At 70.2% G+C, this 15,990-nt stretch carries 19 protein-coding genes and 5 tRNA genes; 6 read left to right on the top strand and 18 right to left on the bottom strand.

From position 1 onward, the window contains the following. The first annotated feature begins 74 nt into the window (after positions 1 to 74). Positions 75 to 260: a 50S ribosomal protein L28 gene (rpmB, locus tag ACIP84_RS33400; RefSeq protein ID WP_015036441.1), complete on the top strand. Its 186-nt coding sequence runs from the start codon at positions 75 to 77 to the stop codon at positions 258 to 260. A gap of 178 nt (positions 261 to 438) precedes the next feature. Here rpmB and thiD read toward each other — a convergent pair whose 3' ends face one another. Both thiD and ACIP84_RS33390 read right to left on the bottom strand, forming a co-directional pair. Then, complete coding sequence (gene thiD / locus ACIP84_RS33395) at positions 439 to 1,239, bottom strand: bifunctional hydroxymethylpyrimidine kinase/phosphomethylpyrimidine kinase (RefSeq protein WP_401803079.1); 801 nt, start codon at positions 1,237 to 1,239, stop codon at positions 439 to 441. Then, entirely contained in the window at positions 1,236 to 2,198 is a 963-nt protein-coding gene (locus tag ACIP84_RS33390) for a thiamine-phosphate kinase (RefSeq protein ID WP_055598471.1), read from the bottom strand. Before ACIP84_RS33390 ends, thiD begins: the two co-directional genes overlap by 4 nt. A gap of 233 nt (positions 2,199 to 2,431) precedes the next feature. Between ACIP84_RS33390 and ACIP84_RS33385 the strand changes: the two genes are divergently transcribed. Next, positions 2,432 to 2,665: an Lrp/AsnC family transcriptional regulator gene (locus ACIP84_RS33385; protein WP_015036438.1), complete on the top strand. Its 234-nt coding sequence runs from the start codon at positions 2,432 to 2,434 to the stop codon at positions 2,663 to 2,665. 21 nt (positions 2,666 to 2,686) lie between these two features. After that, a complete protein-coding gene (locus ACIP84_RS33380) occupies positions 2,687 to 3,169 on the top strand; it encodes a DUF3515 domain-containing protein (protein WP_355960428.1) in 483 nt (160 codons plus the stop codon). 45 nt (positions 3,170 to 3,214) lie between these two features. Here the strand turns inward: ACIP84_RS33380 and ACIP84_RS33375 are convergent, their stop codons facing one another. The 3 genes from ACIP84_RS33375 to ACIP84_RS33365 all read right to left on the bottom strand — a co-directional run bounded on the left by ACIP84_RS33375 (position 3,215) and on the right by ACIP84_RS33365 (position 6,225). Continuing rightward, positions 3,215 to 4,354 carry a D-alanine--D-alanine ligase family protein gene (locus ACIP84_RS33375; protein WP_355960425.1) on the bottom strand — a complete coding sequence of 380 codons (1,140 nt, stop codon included), beginning with the start codon at positions 4,352 to 4,354 and terminating at the stop codon, positions 3,215 to 3,217. 120 nt (positions 4,355 to 4,474) lie between these two features. Next, positions 4,475 to 5,476: an NAD(P)H-dependent glycerol-3-phosphate dehydrogenase gene (locus ACIP84_RS33370; protein ID WP_401803075.1), complete on the bottom strand. Its 1,002-nt coding sequence runs from the start codon at positions 5,474 to 5,476 to the stop codon at positions 4,475 to 4,477. Further along, positions 5,473 to 6,225, bottom strand: coding sequence for a lysophospholipid acyltransferase family protein (locus ACIP84_RS33365; protein ID WP_355960420.1), 753 nt, complete (start codon positions 6,223 to 6,225; stop codon positions 5,473 to 5,475). The genes ACIP84_RS33370 and ACIP84_RS33365 overlap by 4 nt, the downstream gene beginning before the upstream one ends. A 127-nt stretch (positions 6,226 to 6,352) precedes the next feature. Between ACIP84_RS33365 and cofC the strand changes: the two genes are divergently transcribed. Then, positions 6,353 to 7,000 (top strand): 2-phospho-L-lactate guanylyltransferase, encoded by a 648-nt coding sequence (gene cofC, locus ACIP84_RS33360; RefSeq protein WP_401803072.1) that lies wholly within the window; start codon positions 6,353 to 6,355, stop codon positions 6,998 to 7,000. A gap of 10 nt (positions 7,001 to 7,010) precedes the next feature. Further along, positions 7,011 to 7,220, top strand: a complete 210-nt coding sequence (locus ACIP84_RS33355) for a hypothetical protein (RefSeq protein WP_187623067.1) — start codon at positions 7,011 to 7,013, stop codon at positions 7,218 to 7,220. A 90-nt stretch (positions 7,221 to 7,310) separates the two neighbouring features. Here the strand turns inward: ACIP84_RS33355 and ACIP84_RS33350 are convergent, their stop codons facing one another. The 4 genes from ACIP84_RS33350 to leuC all read right to left on the bottom strand — a co-directional run bounded on the left by ACIP84_RS33350 (position 7,311) and on the right by leuC (position 10,512). Beyond that, positions 7,311 to 8,012: an HU family DNA-binding protein gene (locus ACIP84_RS33350; RefSeq protein ID WP_355960413.1), complete on the bottom strand. Its 702-nt coding sequence runs from the start codon at positions 8,010 to 8,012 to the stop codon at positions 7,311 to 7,313. A gap of 143 nt (positions 8,013 to 8,155) precedes the next feature. Beyond that, the gene (locus ACIP84_RS33345) at positions 8,156 to 8,383 is read right to left on the bottom strand and encodes a hypothetical protein (RefSeq protein WP_030325570.1); all 228 of its coding nucleotides are present in this window, start codon (positions 8,381 to 8,383) and stop codon (positions 8,156 to 8,158) included. A gap of 104 nt (positions 8,384 to 8,487) precedes the next feature. Further along, positions 8,488 to 9,081: a 3-isopropylmalate dehydratase small subunit gene (leuD, locus tag ACIP84_RS33340; RefSeq protein ID WP_355960410.1), complete on the bottom strand. Its 594-nt coding sequence runs from the start codon at positions 9,079 to 9,081 to the stop codon at positions 8,488 to 8,490. Positions 9,082 to 9,087: 6 nt separating this feature from the next. Further along, positions 9,088 to 10,512 carry a 3-isopropylmalate dehydratase large subunit gene (gene leuC / locus ACIP84_RS33335; RefSeq protein ID WP_401803068.1) on the bottom strand — a complete coding sequence of 475 codons (1,425 nt, stop codon included), beginning with the start codon at positions 10,510 to 10,512 and terminating at the stop codon, positions 9,088 to 9,090. A 140-nt stretch (positions 10,513 to 10,652) separates the two neighbouring features. Between leuC and ndgR the strand changes: the two genes are divergently transcribed. Next, positions 10,653 to 11,369 carry an IclR family transcriptional regulator NdgR gene (gene ndgR, locus ACIP84_RS33330; RefSeq protein ID WP_015036427.1) on the top strand — a complete coding sequence of 239 codons (717 nt, stop codon included), beginning with the start codon at positions 10,653 to 10,655 and terminating at the stop codon, positions 11,367 to 11,369. Positions 11,370 to 11,499: 130 nt separating this feature from the next. Here the strand turns inward: ndgR and ACIP84_RS33325 are convergent. The 9 genes from ACIP84_RS33325 to ACIP84_RS33285 form a co-directional block, all read right to left on the bottom strand. After that, a tRNA-Glu gene (locus ACIP84_RS33325) sits at positions 11,500 to 11,572 on the bottom strand. Between the two features lie 39 nt (positions 11,573 to 11,611). Continuing rightward, positions 11,612 to 11,683, bottom strand: a tRNA-Gln gene (locus ACIP84_RS33320). A 14-nt stretch (positions 11,684 to 11,697) separates the two neighbouring features. Next, positions 11,698 to 11,770, bottom strand: a tRNA-Glu gene (locus ACIP84_RS33315). 84 nt (positions 11,771 to 11,854) lie between these two features. Next, positions 11,855 to 11,927 (bottom strand) — tRNA-Glu (locus tag ACIP84_RS33310). A gap of 42 nt (positions 11,928 to 11,969) precedes the next feature. Next, a tRNA-Gln gene (locus ACIP84_RS33305) sits at positions 11,970 to 12,041 on the bottom strand. 93 nt (positions 12,042 to 12,134) lie between these two features. Further along, positions 12,135 to 12,857 (bottom strand): HAD family hydrolase, encoded by a 723-nt coding sequence (locus ACIP84_RS33300; RefSeq protein WP_355960403.1) that lies wholly within the window; start codon positions 12,855 to 12,857, stop codon positions 12,135 to 12,137. 26 nt (positions 12,858 to 12,883) lie between these two features. Further along, positions 12,884 to 14,398 (bottom strand): glutamate--tRNA ligase, encoded by a 1,515-nt coding sequence (gene gltX, locus ACIP84_RS33295; RefSeq protein WP_401803065.1) that lies wholly within the window; start codon positions 14,396 to 14,398, stop codon positions 12,884 to 12,886. After that, complete coding sequence (locus ACIP84_RS33290; protein WP_319319738.1) at positions 14,391 to 15,185, bottom strand: fumarylacetoacetate hydrolase family protein; 795 nt, start codon at positions 15,183 to 15,185, stop codon at positions 14,391 to 14,393. The genes gltX and ACIP84_RS33290 overlap by 8 nt, the downstream gene beginning before the upstream one ends. A 128-nt stretch (positions 15,186 to 15,313) precedes the next feature. Further along, entirely contained in the window at positions 15,314 to 15,517 is a 204-nt protein-coding gene (locus ACIP84_RS33285) for a hypothetical protein (protein ID WP_355960395.1), read from the bottom strand. Between the last annotated feature and the right edge of the window lie 473 nt (positions 15,518 to 15,990).

Raw genomic sequence — 15,990 nt, 5'->3', positions numbered from 1 at the left:
CCGGCAAGCCACTTCAGACTCCTGATTCCGGTGCGCCGGATTTCACTGTAAATCTGAAGTCTTTGGAGTGACCCGTGGCTGCCAACTGCGACGTCTGCGGCAAGGGGCCGGGCTTCGGCAACAACATTTCGCACTCGCACCGCCGTACGCCCCGTCGCTGGAACCCGAACATCCAGCGCGTGCGTGCCGTGGTCGGTCGGACGCCGAAGCGGCTCAACGTCTGCACCTCGTGCATCAAGGCCGGCAAGGTCTCGCGCTAATCGCGGCGTGTTCCGTCGTAGCGCAGCCCCTGCGGTTGCCTTGAAAGGCCGGTTCACCTAGGTGGACCGGCCTTTTGCCTTGCCCGGAAACGGAAGCCGGTGGGGGAGGCCGGAAGCCGGAAGCCCGAGGCGGAAGCCGGAGCCGGACGGCCCGCCGGTGTGACCGCCGGCGGGGCTCTCAGGCCCTGAACCGCCAGCCGTGATCGACCGGCCCGATGCCCGCGCCCAGCGCGAACCCGGCGCCGATGGCCCCCGTGACGTACTCCTTGGCCTCCCGCACCGCCTCCGGCACCGGGAGTCCCTTGGCGAGCCCGGACGCCACCGCGGAGGCGAGCGTGCAGCCCGTCCCGTGGGTGTGCCGGTTGTCGTGGCGCGGGGCGCGCAGCCAGTGCTCCTCGGAGCCGTCCGTGAGCAGGTCCACGGCCTCCCGGCCGGTGGGCAGGTGCCCGCCCTTGATCAGGACCCACTCCGGCCCGTAGGACAGGATCGCCTCGGCCGCGACCCTCATGTCGAGCTCGTGCACGACGTGGACGCCCGTGAGCTGTGTCACCTCGTCCAGGTTCGGGGTGGCGACGGTGGCCCGGGGCAGCAGCTTCGTGCGGACGGAGTCGAGCGCGCTCTCGGCGAGCAGGGAGTCCCCGTGCTTGGAGACGCCGACCGGGTCGACGACGACCGGGGCGCCGGTGTCGCCGAGCAGTTCGGCGACGGTCTCCACGAGGGCCGCCGAGGCGAGCATGCCGGTCTTCACGGCCTGGACCCCGATGTCGTCGACGACGGCCCGGTACTGGGCGCGTACGGCCTCCACGGGCAGCTCCCAGACGCCCTGGACACCCCGCGAGTTCTGGGCGGTGACGGCGGTGAGCACGCTCATGCCGTGGACGCCGAGCGCGAGCATCGCCTTCAGGTCGGCCTGGATTCCGGCGCCGCCGCCGGAGTCGGATCCGGCGACGGTCAGCACCAGCGGGGGCGGGGAGGTCACTCGGTCTCCCCGAAGTGGTCCCAGCCGCCCACGCTGTGCCAAGGGGCGCCGTCCACGGTGACCTGCGGCAGCGCGGAGGGGTTGAGGACCTCGCCGATGACCTTCCAGCGGGCGGGCAGCTTCACGTCGGGCGGGAAGGTGGCCACGATCGCGTGGTCCTCTCCCCCGGTGAGCACCCACTGCATGGGGTCGACGCCGACGGCCTGGCCGATGTCGTTCATCTGGGTCGGGATGTCGATGAGCCCGGAGCGCAGGTCGATGCGGACCTTGCTGGCCTCGGCGATGTGGCCGAGGTCGGCGATGAGGCCGTCGCTCACGTCGCACATGGCGGTGGCGCCGAGACCGGCGGCCGCGGGACCGGCGTGGTACGGCGGTTCGGGCCTGCGGTGGGCCTCGACGAAGGCGCGCGGCGAGCGGAAGCCGCGGGAGAGCACCGCGTAGCCGGCGGCCGACCAGCCGAGCCAGCCCGTGTAGGCGACCACGTCGCCGGGCTGGGCGCCGCCCCGGGTGACCGGGTCGTGGTTGCGCAGATCGCCGAGCGCGGTGATGGAGACCATGATCGTGTCGCCCCGGACGACGTCGCCGCCGACGACCGCGGCGCCCGCGACCTGACATTCGTCGCGCAGGCCGTCCATGAGTTCGGTGGGCCAGGTGACGGGGAGTTCGGCGGGGACGACCAGGCCGAGGAGGAGCGCGGTGGGGACCGCGCCCATGGCGGCGATGTCGGCGAGGTTCTGTGCGGCGGCCTTGCGGCCGACGTCGTACGCCGTCGACCAGTCGCGGCGGAAGTGACGTCCTTCGAGGAGGATGTCCGTGCTGGCCACCACGCGCCGGTCGGGCGCGGAGACGACCGCGGCGTCGTCGCCCGGCCCGATCCGTACCGCCGGGGTGGAGGTGAGCCGGGACGTGAGCTCCTTGATGAGCCCGAACTCGCCCAGCTCTCCGACTGTGCCCTTCACCGCGCCTCACCTCGTGTCTTCGTGCCGGCCGGCGGGCGGAGGCGCGTCTGTTCGCGCCGCGGGTCGCGGGCCGTCACCGTGCTGGGTACCGTCAAGTAGACCGTCAACTTCTGTCCTGCGTAGGCCACCCCGCGAGCGCCTCGGGAGGCGCGGGTCTCCCCGCGGCCCGCGGCGACGCGGTACCGTGGCGTCCCTTTCTCCCACAAGATCCTCGTGGTCGCCCTGGAGGTTCCGTGGTTCAGGCGTACATCCTCATCCAGACCGAGGTGGGCAAGGCGTCGACCGTCGCCGACACCATCTCCAAGATCCCGGGGGTGCTCCAGGCGGAAGACGTGACCGGTCCGTACGACGTCATCGTGCGTGCGCAGGCGGACACGGTCGACGAGCTGGGCCGCATGGTGGTCGCGAAGGTCCAGCAAGTGGACGGCATCACGCGCACCCTCACCTGCCCGGTCGTTCATCTGTAGCCCCCCGTCTACGCTTGGCCGGTGAAGTCTTCCCACCGGCCCTTCGGCCTGCCCGCCGCCGTCACGGCAGCCGTACTGCTGCTGGCCGCCGCCGGCTGTTCCTCGCCGGACGCCGCGGCGTCCGTCGAGGTTCCCAGCCCCCCGGCGGCGGAGGCCGCCCTCTGCCAGGACCTGGCGAAGGAGCTTCCCGGCGCCGTGGCGGGGCTGGAACGGAGTGACCCGGAGCCCGGCTCCGAGTTGACCGCCGGCTGGGGTGACGGTGCGATCGTACTGCGCTGCGGGGTGCCCCGGCCCGAAAAGATGAGCGATCCCAAGGCGCAGGGCGTCGAGGCGAACGGCGTCGGCTGGATGCTGGAACGTCCTGAGGGCAGCGGGCCCCGTTTCACCACGACGTACCGGAAGACGTACGTCGAGGTCACGCTCGGCGAGCAGTACACGCACGACATGACGCCGCTCGCGGATCTCGCCGATCCCGTACGGAAGACCGTGCCGTCCGGCCTCTGAGGTCGGCGGCACGGTCGTCCGGGGTGCTGGGCCGGGCCCCAGGGGTCAGCGCAGGCCCGTGGAGCGGGTCAGCGCGGCCTGGATGAGCCGGTCGACGAGCTCGGGGTAGCTCACGCCGCTCTCCTGCCACATGCGCGGGTACATGGAGATCGGCGTGAAGCCCGGCATGGTGTTGATCTCGTTGATGACGAACTCGCCGTCCTCGGTGAGGAAGAAGTCGGCGCGGACCAGGCCCTCGCAGGAGACCGCCTCGTAGGCGGCGACGGCGAGACGCTGGATCTCGGCGGTGGCCTCGTCCCCGATGGGGGCGGGCACGATGCCGGAGGCCGAGTCGATGTACTTGGCCTCGAAGTCGTAGAAGTCGTGGTCCGTGACCGGCGGGATCTCGGCCGGCACGCTGGCGCGCGGCCCGTCCTCGAACTCCAGGACGCCGCACTCGATCTCACGGCCGCGCAGCAGCGACTCGACGAGGATCTTGGGGTCGTGGCGCCGGGCCTCCTCGATGGCCTCGTCCAGGCCGGAGAGGTCGTCGACCTTGGTGATGCCCATGGACGAGCCGCCACGGGCCGGCTTCACGAAGAGCGGCCAGCCGTGCTCGGCGGCGAACTCGACGATCTTCTTGCGGGCGGCGGCGGGGTTCTGGTCCCACTCGCGTGGCCGGATGACCTCGTACGGGCCGACCGGGAGGCCGAAGGAGACGAAGACCCGCTTCATGTACTCCTTGTCCTGGCCGACGGCGGAGGCGAGGACGCCCGCGCCGACGTAGGGGACGCCGGAGAGCTCCAGGAGGCCCTGGAGGGTGCCGTCCTCGCCGTAAGGGCCGTGGAGCATCGGGAAGACCACGTCGACCTCGCCGAGGGCCCTCGGCACGGCGCCGGGTTCGGTGAGGACGACCTCGCGGTTGGCGGGGTCGACGGAGAGGACGACGCCGCCCTCGGTGGACTCGGCAAGGTCGGCGACGTTCGGCAGGGCGCGGTCGGCGATGGCCATGCGCTCGGGGGCGTCGGCGGTGAGCGCCCAGCGCCCGTCCGTCGTGATGCCGATGGGCAGCACGTCGTACTTGTCCCGGTCGATGGCGCTCAGGACGGCGCCCGCCGTGACGACGGAGATGGCGTGCTCGGAGCTGCGTCCGCCGAAGACGACGGCCACGCGCGGCTTGCGGGGGCTCTGGGTGTTCTCGCTCATATCGCGATGAGCGTACCCTGCGCGTCCCGAACGACCTTGCGACCCCGGCCGCTCGCGCGCGTCCGGCTCAGCTCCGCCCCGGCGCCCGTGGGGGCCGGGGACGGCACCGCGCGGTGGCGGCTACCGGCGCTCGGCCTTCGCGCTGCGCGACATCAGTTCCTTGAGGGCGACGACCGGCGGCTTGCCGTCGTGGACGATCGACACGACCGTCTCGGTGATGGGCATGTCGACGCCGTGGCGGCGGCCCAGATCGAGCACCGACTCGCAGGACTTGACGCCCTCGGCGGTCTGCTTGGTGGCCGCGATGGTCTCCTGGAGGGTCATCCCGCGGCCGAGGTTGGTGCCGAAGGTGTTGTTCCGGGAGAGCGGCGAGGAGCAGGTGGCGACGAGGTCGCCGAGGCCCGCGAGGCCGGAGAAGGTGAGCGGGTCGGCGCCCATGGCGAGACCGAGGCGGGTGGTCTCGGCGAGGCCGCGGGTGATGAGCGTGGCCTTGGAGTTGTCGCCGAGGCCCATGCCGTTGGCGATGCCGACGGCGAGGCCGATGACGTTCTTCACGGCCCCGCCGAGCTCGCAGCCCACCACGTCGGTGTTGGTGTACGGGCGGAAGTACGGGGTGATGCAGGCGGACTGGAGGCGCTGGGCGACCGTCTCGTCGACGCAGGCGACGACGGCGGCGGCGGGCTGCCGGGCGGCGATCTCCTTGGCCAGGTTGGGGCCGGTGAGGACGGCCACGCGCTCGGCGGGCACGTCGGCGACCTCGGTGATGACCTCGCTCATCCGCTTGGCGGTGCCGAGTTCGACGCCCTTCATGAGGGAGACGAGGACGGTGTCGGGCGCCAGCACCGGCGCCCAGGTGGCGAGGTTGCCGCGGAGGGTCTGGGAGGGGACGACGAGGACGGTGAAGTCGGCGTCGTGGGCCGCCTCGGCCGGGTCGGCGGTGGCCGTGATCGCCGCGGGGAGTTCGACACCCGGCAGGTAGTCCGGGTTGACCCGGGAGGCGTTGATCTCCTTGGCGAGTTCGGCGCGGCGGCCCCAGAGGCTCACCTCGCAGCCCGCGTCGGCGAGGATCATCGCGAACGCGGTACCCCAGGATCCGTTTCCGAAGACGGCTGCCTTGGTCACTTGGTGTTCCCTTCAGCGGCCTTGCGCCGCTGCTCCAGGCGCGCCTTGCGGTGGTCGTACGGTTCGGCGGGCGCCTGCTCGCCGCGGATCTGCTCCAGGAGCGCGGTGATGGCGGCCATGATGACCTCGGTCGCCTCGCGGAGCACCTCGGGCGTGGGCTCGAGTCCGTAGAAGCGGGAGAGGTCGACGGGCGGACCTGCCTGCACGGTCAGCGTCTTGCGCGGGAACAGGCTGAGCTTGTTCTCCTTGGCGTACGGCGGCATCGCCAGGTTGGCACCCCACTGGGCCACCGGGATGACGGGGGCCCGGGTGAGCAGCGCGACGCGCGCGGCCCCGGTCTTGCCCGCCATGGGCCACATGTCGGGGTCCCGGGTGAGGGTGCCCTCGGGGTAGAAGGCGACGCACTCGCCGCGCTCGATGGCGTCGACGGCGGCGCGGAACGCGTCGAGCGCGTTGGTCGTCTCCCGGTAGACCGGGATCTGTCCGGTGCCGCGCAGCATCATCCCGACGAAGGGGGCCTTGAAGAGGCCCGCCTTGGCGAGGAGGCGCGGGACCCGGCCGGTGTTGTACTGGTAGTGCGCGTAGGACAGCGGGTCCAGGTAGGAGTTGTGGTTGACCGCGGTGATGAAACCGCCGTCGGCCGGAATGTGCTCCATACCGCGCCAGTCCCGCTTGAACAGAACCACCAGGGGGGGTTTGGCGATGACCGCCGCGAGGCGGTACCAGAAGCCGATTCTGCGGCGGGGCACTCGTACACCTTTCTCCGGGACTGGCTGGCAGGGGGTCAAGTGTCGCCCCATGCTCCTGCTCTGTCGAGTGACACCGTACGCCCCGGGCCCTCCTGGGGACCGCGTGGGCGGGACAGAATGGGCCGCGATGAACACGCATGCGGACGACGGCTGGTCCCTGGTCGTACCCCTGAAGCCCCTTGCCCTGGCGAAGAGCAGACTGGCCGCGGCCGCCGGGTCCCGGCTGCGCCCGCGACTGGCGCTCGCGTTCGCCGAGGACACCGTGGGGGCGGTGCTGAACTGCCCGCGGGTACGGGATGTGGTGGTCGTCACGGACGATCCGGCGGCCGGCCGGGCGCTCGCCGCCCTGGGTGCGCGGATCGTCCCGGACAGCCCGGCGGCGGGGCTCAACGCGGCGCTCGCGCACGGGGTCCGTGCCGTGCGGACCCGGCGGCCGTCCGCGCGGGTGGCGGCGCTCAACGCGGACCTGCCGGCGCTGCGGTCCGAGGAGCTGACCCGGGTCCTGGACGTGGCCGGAGGATTTCCGAGGTCTTTTCTCGCGGATGCCGCCGAAATAGGTACGACATTCCTCTCGGCGGGTCCGGGGGTGGAATTGGAACCGGCATTCGGAGGTGCGTCGCGGCTCCGGCATTTGTCTTCGGGTGCGGTGGAAATCCTGCTCGCGGGCGTCGATTCGGTGCGCCGGGACGTGGACACGGGTGAGGACCTGGCGGCGGCCGGGGCGCTGGGGCTCGGCCCGCGGACGGCCGCCCGGTGGCTGCCGGCGGCCGGATAGGCTGCGGTCCATGCAGGCGACCGCGTTCACGTACGACTCCGAGACCCGCAGCGGCAGTGTGCTGCTCGACGACGGCACCCCCGTGGAGTTCGGGGCGGAGGCCTTCGAGGCGGGCGGGCTGCGGCTGCTGCGGCCGGGGCAGCGGGTCCGGATCGAGGCGGAGCCGGGCACGTCGGGGGCCGGCCTGCGGATCACCCTGGTGACGCTCCAGACGTTCTGACGCGCCCGGTCCCCGCAGGCGGGGGCCCGGACGCGCCGCGGGCCGGGCTCCCTGGGGGGAGCCCGGCCCGGCGGGTGTCTACCGCTCGTCCTACTTCTTGGCGGCGGTCTTCTTGGCGGTCGTCGTCTTGCGCGCCGTCGTCTTCTTGGCGGGCGCCTTCGTCGCCGTGGCCTTCTTCGCGGCCGGCGCGGTCTTCTTGGCCGTGGCCTTGGTCGTCTTCTTCGCGGCGGCCGTGGTGGTCTTCTTGGCGGCGGCGGAGGTCTTCTTCGCCGTGGCCGTGGTGGCCTTCTTGGCCGGGGTCGCCTTCTTGGCGGCCGTGGTGGTCTTCTTCGCGGGGGTCGCCTTCTTCACGGCGGTCGCCGTGGCCTTCTTCGCCGGGGTCGCCTTCTTCGCGGCGGCCTTCTTGGCTGTGGTCGCCCTCTTGGCGGCGGCCTTCTTCACGGTGGCGGAGGCGCCACCGCTCAGGCTGCCCTTGGGGGCCTTCTTGACGGAGACCTCGCCGCCCTTGGGGAGCTTCTTGGAGCCGCTGACCAGGTCCTTGAAGCCCTGACCTGCACGGAAGCGCGGGACCGAGGTCTTCTTGACCCGCACGCGCTCACCCGTCTGCGGGTTGCGGGCGTAGCGGGCCGGACGGTCGACCTTCTCGAACGAGCCGAAACCCGTCACCGAGACCCGGTCGCCCCCGACCACGGCACGCACGATGGCGTCGAGCACGTGGTCGACGGCTTCGGCGGCCTGCTGGCGACCGCCCATCTTGTCGGCAATCGCTTCTACGAGCTGCGCCTTGTTCACGTCTTCCCCTTCGGAGACATTGCCAGAACGAAAGTGTTCAAGCTTTTTCGCACGTTAGGCATGTATATACCGCAAATCAAACACGAAACGGGCTAATCACCCTAGTGCCGCAACGCGGAAGATCCGCTGCGGAGTTCTTGGTGTCAGTCGTCCTCTGGGAATCGGCCCTCGTCGAGGTCCTTCATCAACCGGTCCAGACGCGTCGCCGCGTCCTTGAGATCGTGCTTCGCCGCGGCCGTCACGACCAGCAGCTTCCGGGACAGCGCCATCCTTACGCCCTCCGGGACTTGCAGTGAGCGCACTCTTGTGTGCGCTTCCTTCAATCGGGCGGCGACTGACTCGTAGAGCTCGAGTTGGCTGTCGCGTTCCATGCACCGATTGTGCCATCTAGGGCGAGTTGTCGCCCGACAGGGTCTCAACAAGCGACTGCGCCCCCCACCGGGCGGTGGGGGGCGCAGTCTTGGAAAAGCGCTGCTCAGGCGGTAATTGTACGGGGCTTGAAGGCCGGTCGTGACGCCTCATATGCCGCGATGTCGGCTTCGTTCTGAAGGGTGAGGCTGATGTCGTCGAGACCGTTCAGGAGCCGCCAGCGGGCGTTCTCGTCGAGCTCGAAGTCGGCGTCGATCCCGGCGGCCAGGACCTTGCGCCGCTCCAGGTCGACGGTGACCTCGGCGGTCGGGTCGGCCTCGGTCAGCTCCCAGATCGCGTCGACCGTCTCCTGCGGCAGGACCACGGTGAGCAGGCCGTTCTTCAGCGAGTTGCCGCGGAAGATGTCGGCGAAGCGGGCGGAGATGACGGCCTGGAAGCCGTAGTTCTGGAGCGCCCAGACGGCGTGCTCGCGGGAGGAGCCGGTGCCGAAGTCGGGGCCGGCGACCAGGACCGAGGCGCCCTGCCGCTCAGGGAGGTTGAGCACGAACTGCTCGTCCTTGCGCCAGGCCTCGAAGAGGCCGTCCTCGAAGCCGTCGCGGGTGACCTTCTTGAGCCAGTGCGCCGGGATGATCTGGTCGGTGTCGACGTTGCTGCGGCGCAGCGGGACGGCCCGGCCGGTGTGCGTGGTGAAAGCTTCCATGGTTCCTCAGACCCCCGCGGTGGTGGCGACGTCGGACAGATCGGCCGGGGAGGCCAGATGGCCCAGGACGGCGGTGGCGGCGGCGACCTGGGGCGAGACCAGGTGGGTCCGGCCGCCCTTGCCCTGCCGGCCCTCGAAGTTGCGGTTCGAGGTGGACGCGGAGCGCTCACCGGGAGCCAGTTGGTCGGGGTTCATGCCGAGGCACATCGAGCAGCCCGCGTGCCGCCATTCGGCGCCGGACTCCTTGAAGACCTTGTCCAGGCCCTCCTCGACTGCCTGCAGGGCGACGCGCACCGAGCCGGGAACGACCAGCATGCGGACGCCGTCGGCGACCTTGCGGCCCTCCAGCAGGGCGGCGGCGTTGCGCAGGTCCTCGATGCGGCCGTTGGTGCAGGAGCCTACGAAGACGGTGTCGACCTTGATGTCGCGCAGCGGCTGCCCGGCGGTCAACCCCATGTACTCCAGGGCCTTTTCGGCGGCCAGGCGCTCCGAAGCGTCTTCGTACGAAGCCGGGTCGGGGACGCTCGCCGAAAGCGGCGCGCCCTGGCCCGGGTTGGTGCCCCAGGTGACGAACGGCGCCAGGGAGGCGGCGTCGATGACGACCTCGGCGTCGAAGACCGCGTCCTCGTCGGACCTCAGGGTCTTCCAGTACGCGACGGCGGCGTCCCAGTCCTCGCCCTCGGGGGCGTGGGCGCGGCCCTTCAGATAGGCGAAGGTGGTCTCGTCGGGGGCGATCATGCCCGCGCGGGCGCCGGCCTCGATCGACATGTTGCAGATGGTCATCCGGGCCTCCATCGAGAGCTTCTCGATGGCGGAGCCGCGGTACTCCAGGATGTAGCCCTGGCCGCCGCCGGTGCCGATCTTGGCGATGATCGCCAGGATCAGGTCCTTGGCGGTGACGTCCTCGGGCAGCTCGCCGTCGACCGTGATCGCCATGGTGCGGGGGCGGGCCAGCGGCAGCGTCTGGGTGGCGAGCACGTGCTCGACCTGGCTGGTGCCGATGCCGAACGCCAGCGCGCCGAAGGCGCCGTGCGTGGAGGTGTGCGAGTCGCCGCAGACGACGGTGGTACCCGGCTGGGTCAGGCCCAGCTGCGGTCCCACCACGTGGACGACGCCCTGCTCGATGTCGCCCAGCGGATGCAGCCGGACGCCGAACTCGGCACAGTTCTTGCGGAGGGTCTCCAGCTGCGCGCGGGAGACCGGGTCGGCGATCGGCTTGTCGATGTCGAGGGTCGGGGTGTTGTGGTCCTCGGTGGCGATGGTGAGGTCGAGGCGCCGCACCTGCCGGCCGTTCTGGCGCAGGCCGTCGAAGGCCTGGGGGCTGGTCACCTCGTGCAGCAGGTGCAGATCGATGAAGAGGAGGTCGGGCTCGCCCTCGGCGCGCCGGACGACGTGGTCGTCCCAGACCTTCTCCGCGAGTGTCCTACCCATCGCTTTCCCTCCGGCCGACGTCTACGCCGGCACAACTAGAGACCCGTTTCGCGGGCCGTTGTGCGGCCGCCTCACCAGAGTGACAAGTTCCGCAGGAAATTGAACTTGCGTTTCACAGAGTGAGACGCGAATATCGTTGCATGGACAACTCTAGCGGCGTAGGCGTTCTCGACAAGGCAGCCCTTGTCCTGAGCGCCCTGGAGTCCGGTCCGGCCACCCTCGCAGGACTGGTCGCGGCGACGGGACTCGCACGACCCACGGCACACCGACTGGCCGTGGCACTGGAACACCACCGGATGGTGGCGCGTGACATGCAGGGCCGGTTCATCCTCGGACCGCGCCTCGCGGAGCTCGCCGCCGCGGCCGGCGAGGACCGCCTGCTCGCGACCGCGGGCCCGGTTCTGACGCATCTGCGCGATGTCACCGGCGAGAGCGCCCAGCTCTACCGCCGGCAGGGCGACATGCGCATCTGCGTGGCGGCCGCCGAGCGGCTCTCGGGCCTGCGGGACACCGTCCCGGTCGGCTCGACGCTGACGATGAAGGCCGGCTCCTCGGCGCAGATCCTGATGGCCTGGGAAGAGCCCGAGCGGCTCCACCGCGGCCTCCAGGGCGCCCGCTTCACGGCGACGGCCCTGTCGGGCGTACGGCGCCGCGGCTGGGCCCAGTCGATCGGTGAGCGGGAGCCGGGTGTCGCGTCCGTCTCCGCGCCCGTACGCGGCCCGTCGAACCGCGTGGTGGCCGCCGTCTCGGTGTCCGGTCCGATCGAGCGTCTGACGCGCCACCCGGGCCGTATGCACGCCCAGGCGGTCATCGACGCCGCGGCCCGTCTCTCCGAGGCGCTCCGCCGCACCGGCTGACCCTCCGGCCCGTCTTCTGTTCGTACCGGCCCACCGCTTCAACGCCGCAGCGGTGGGCCGGAGTTGTCCATACGTATGGCACCGGACAGCGAAGAAGCCCTCCCCCGAAGGGAAGGGCTTCTTCGTCTTGTACCCCCGACCGGATTCGAACCGGCGCTACCGCCTTGAGAGGGCGGCGTGCTAGGCCGCTACACAACGGGGGCCCTGCGGATCAGATCCGCGGTGCAGATAAGCTCTGCGAGCTGGCCTACCAGGACTCGAACCTAGAATGACGGTACCAGAAACCGTAGTGTTGCCAATTACACCATAGGCCATGGTGGTTGCACCGTACCCCCGACCGGATTCGAACCGGCGCTACCGCCTTGAGAGGGCGGCGTGCTAGGCCGCTACACAACGGGGGCCCTAGCGATCCCACCCGGCCGAAACCGGGTGATGTCACCGTAGATCCACCGGGAGCTACCCAAGTGATCTACAGGATGGATCAGTACCCCCGACCGGATTCGAACCGGCGCTACCGCCTTGAGAGGGCGGCGTGCTAGGCCGCTACACAACGGGGGCTTTGTGGATGCCATCCACAGGTTGCAGATAAAGCTCTGCGAGCTGGCCTACCTGGACTCGAACCAAGACTAACGGAACCAGAAACCGTCGTGCTGCCAATTACACCATAGGCCACCGGGGCAATGTCCCCACCAGGGAGGATCTTGCTCGGCTTGCGCTTTCCGGGTTCTTGCCTTTCGGCTTGTTCCCCTCGGCGCAGGAAGAACATTACCCGAAGGTGGACGGTGCTCCAAAACGGGTATGCCCTCCCAGCAGGGCCGGAAGCTCACGGAGGCTCGTGATCCGCTTCAGTTCGGGGCGCCCGCCGATGTCCGCCCGGTCCAGCCAGATGCCCCGCAGCCCCGCCTCCACGGCGCCCCTGGCGTCGATGTCCGGCTGGTCCCCCACGTACGCCACCTCGCTCGGGCGCAGGTCAAGGGCGGTACAGGCGGCGTGGAAGGCCTCCGGGGCCGGCTTGGCCACCCCGAGCTCCGCGGCGCACAGGACAGCTTGGAAGCGGTCCCGCACGCCGAGGACCCGCAGCTTCCGGTCCTGGTTGTGGAGGCTGGAGTTGGACAGGATCCCGTGACGATAGTCATCGGCCAGCAGGTCCAGAACGGGGAGCGTGTCAGGGAAGAGTTCCCAGGCCGCCTCGTAGTGGGAGACGTACCGCTCGAACCAGCCGTCCGCCTCGGCGGCGGTCAGACCGGGCAGCGCCAGGAAGTCCCGCACGCGCTCCCGGCGCTGCTCCTGGAAGTCGACCCCGCCGGCCTCGAAGCGCCGCCAGTGGAGCGCGGTCAGCTCCCGCCAGCGACCGAGGGCCTGGTCGACGGATGCGTATCCGTCCACCAGGCCCTCGGCCGTCAGGTGCGCGCTCATGCCGGCGTGGTCGGCACGGGCGTAGTCGAAGATCGTGTCGTCGACGTCCCACAGCACCGCGCGGATGGTCATGGACCGACCGTACCGCGCGGGAGGGGTCAGGCGGCGAGCTTCGCCAGAGCCGCGTCGATGCGGGTCAGGGTCTTCTCCTTGCCCAGGATCTCCAGGGACTCGAAGAGCGGCAGGCCGACCGTCCGGCCGGTGACGGCCACGCGGACCGGGGCCTGCGCCTTGCCCAGCTTGAGGCCGTGGGCCTCGCCGGCGGCCAGCACGGCATTCTTGAGGGACTCGGGGTCGCTCCAGTCGGCCCCTTCGAGCTTCTCGCGGGCGGTGGTGAGGAGGGCCGCGGGCTCGCCCTTCATCGCCTTGTCCCACGAGGGCTGGTCGAAGACCGGCTCCGGCAGGAAGAGGAAGTCCACGTTGGCCGTGATGTCCGAGAGGACGGTGACGCGGGTCTGGGCGTGCGGCGCGATGGCCTCCCAGGCGGTCCGGTCGAAGTCCTCGGGAGCCCAGTTGGCGAAGGGGGCCCGCAGCCAGGGCTCACAGGCCTCGGCGAACGCCTTCACGTCCAGCATGCGGATGTGGTCGGCGTTGATCGACTCGGCCTTCTTGAGGTCGAAGCGCGCCGGGTTGGCGTTGACGTCGGCGATGTCGAACTTCGCCACCATCTCGGGGATGGTGAAGATGTCCTGGTCGGCGGAGAAGGACCAGCCGAGGAGCGAGAGGTAGTTCAGCAGGCCCTCGGGGAGGAAACCGCGCTCCCGGTAGAGGTTGAGGGAGGCCTGCGGGTCGCGCTTGGAGAGCTTCTTGTTGCCCTCGCCCATGACGTAGGGCAGGTGCCCGAAGGAGGGGATCTCCTTGGCGACGCCCAGCTCGATGAGCGCCTTGTAGAGCGCGACCTGGCGGGGGGTGGAGGAGAGCAGGTCCTCGCCGCGCAGGACGTGGGTGATCTCCATCAGGGCGTCGTCGACCGGGTTGACCAGGGTGTAGAGCGGGGCGCCGTTGGCCCGGAGGATGCCGTAGTCCGGCACGTTCTCCGGGGTGAAGGTGAGCTCGCCGCGGACCAGGTCGGTGAAGGTGATCGGCTCGTCGGGCATCCGGAAGCGGACGATCGACGCGCGGCCCTCGGCCTCGTACGCGGCCTTCTGCTCGTCGGTGAGGTCGCGGCAGTGGCCGTCGTAGCCGGAGGGGCGGCCGGCGGCGCGGGCGGCCTCGCGGCGCTCGTCGAGCTCCTCGGTGGTGCAGTAGCAGGGGTACGCGTAGCCGCCGGCGAGCAGCTTCTCGGCGACGTCCTTGTAGATGTCCATCCGCTGCGACTGGCGGTACGGCGCGTGCGGGCCGCCGATCTCCGGGCCCTCGTCCCAGTCGAGGCCGAGCCAGCGCAGCGAGTCGAGCAGCTGGTTGTACGACTCCTCGGAGTCGCGCGCAGCGTCGGTGTCCTCGATGCGGAAGACCATGGTGCCCTCGTTGTGCCGGGCGAAGGCCCAGTTGAAGAGGGCGGTGCGGACCAGGCCCACGTGGGGGTTGCCGGTCGGCGAGGGACAGAAACGGACGCGAGGGGGTCCCCCCTGCTCGAGCGAAGCCGAGAGCTTGGGGGAGTTCGGGTTAGCCACGCTTGATCACCCTATTGGTGAGAGTGCCGATGCCTTCGATGGTGACGGCGACCTCGTCGCCGACGTTGAGGGGGCCGACCCCGGCGGGGGTGCCGGTGAGGATGACGTCTCCGGGGAGCAGCGTCATGGCCTCGGTGATGTGGACGACCAGGTCCTCGATGGAGCGGATCATGTCGCTCGTCCGACCCAGCTGGCGCTGTTCGCCGTTGACCGTGGCCTGGATGGTCAGGTCGCTCGCGGCAGCGATGCTCAGGTCCGTCTCGACCCAGGGTCCCAGCGGGCAGGAGGTGTCGAAGCCCTTGGCGCGGGCCCACTGCTTCTCGCGCTGCTGGGCGTCGCGGGCGGTGACGTCGTTGGCGCAGGTGTAGCCGAAGATGACGTCCTTCACGCGCTCGCGGGGCACCTCGCGGCACATACGGCCGATGACCACGGCCAGTTCGGCCTCGTGGTGCAGCTCGTTGGAGAAGGAGGGGTACTCGATGGCGTCGCCGGGGCCGATCACCGAGGTGGTGGGCTTGAAGAAGGCGACGGGGACGTCGGGGACCTCGTTGCCGAGTTCGGCGGCGTGCTCCGCGTAGTTGCGGCCGATGGCCACGACCTTGTTGGGGAGCACGGGCGGCAGGAGCCGTACCTTGCTCAGCGGGACCTTGGTGCCGCTGAGCTCGAAGTCGGTGTACGGGATGCCCTTGATGATGTCGAGGACGAGGCCGCCGGACTCGGCAGGTCCCTCGCCCTCGACGGCGCCGAAGGCCACATTGCCGTCGATGGAGAATCTGGCGATGCGCACGAGTGCTGTCGCCCCTCACTTGGTGCTGGCTGGAGTCTGACGCTCCAGGCTAACGCGGCGCGGGGCGGCCGACCGGCGATGTCACCGGGGTGGTGACAAGGATGACGCGGGCGGTTCCGGGGGGGGTGTCAGCGGGACGCGGAGGCGTACGGCTGGGGCTGGTACGGGGCCGGGGGCTGCATGAGGACCGTGCGGCGCGGGTTGGCCGTCTTCGCCGGCAGCGCGATCGCGTACTCGGGCAGGGCGACCCGGCCGAGCTCTGCGGCGTCCGAGAGGTGGACGAGGGTGGAACGGCGGGGGTTGGCCGTGGTGCCGGGCGTCGTCGTCTTCATCGCGGTGATCTGACCTTGTTCCGGAACGGGCGCCGCGTTCGGGCGCGAGGGGGTGTAAAGCGTCAGGCTAAACATGCGATTCCCTTCGAATGCATGGCTAAGACATCGATCATCGTGTGAGTTTGCTCACCACGGGCGCCATATTCCGGGCATTACGGACCGTCGCCTGTCGCCACGGAAAGGGACATTACGCCACTGAATGCTCTATTCCGCTCCTGATCATGTCGACTGGGACACACGGGTACGCGCAGCCATTGGACCGGAAAAGTCCGAATCCTCCGTGATCATCTTCTACATGGGGTGACGTTACGGGCACGGGTTGTCATGACCCTCCCGACGCGACACGCGGCCCTTGTTGGAGGTCCGGCACTGTGCTGGAATTCCACGCACCGCCGCGGGTTTCAAGCCGGCGCGCAGGGGGCGCAACGCAGCGCCGGCCTAGTGGCGGGGAAGGGGGAACTGCGCCGGTCACC

This window comes from Streptomyces sp. NPDC088707, from assembly GCF_044752725.1.
Lineage (GTDB): Bacteria > Actinomycetota > Actinomycetes > Streptomycetales > Streptomycetaceae > Streptomyces.
Note: the sequence above shows the minus strand (reverse complement) of the source record. Positions and strands in the feature narration are given on the sequence as shown.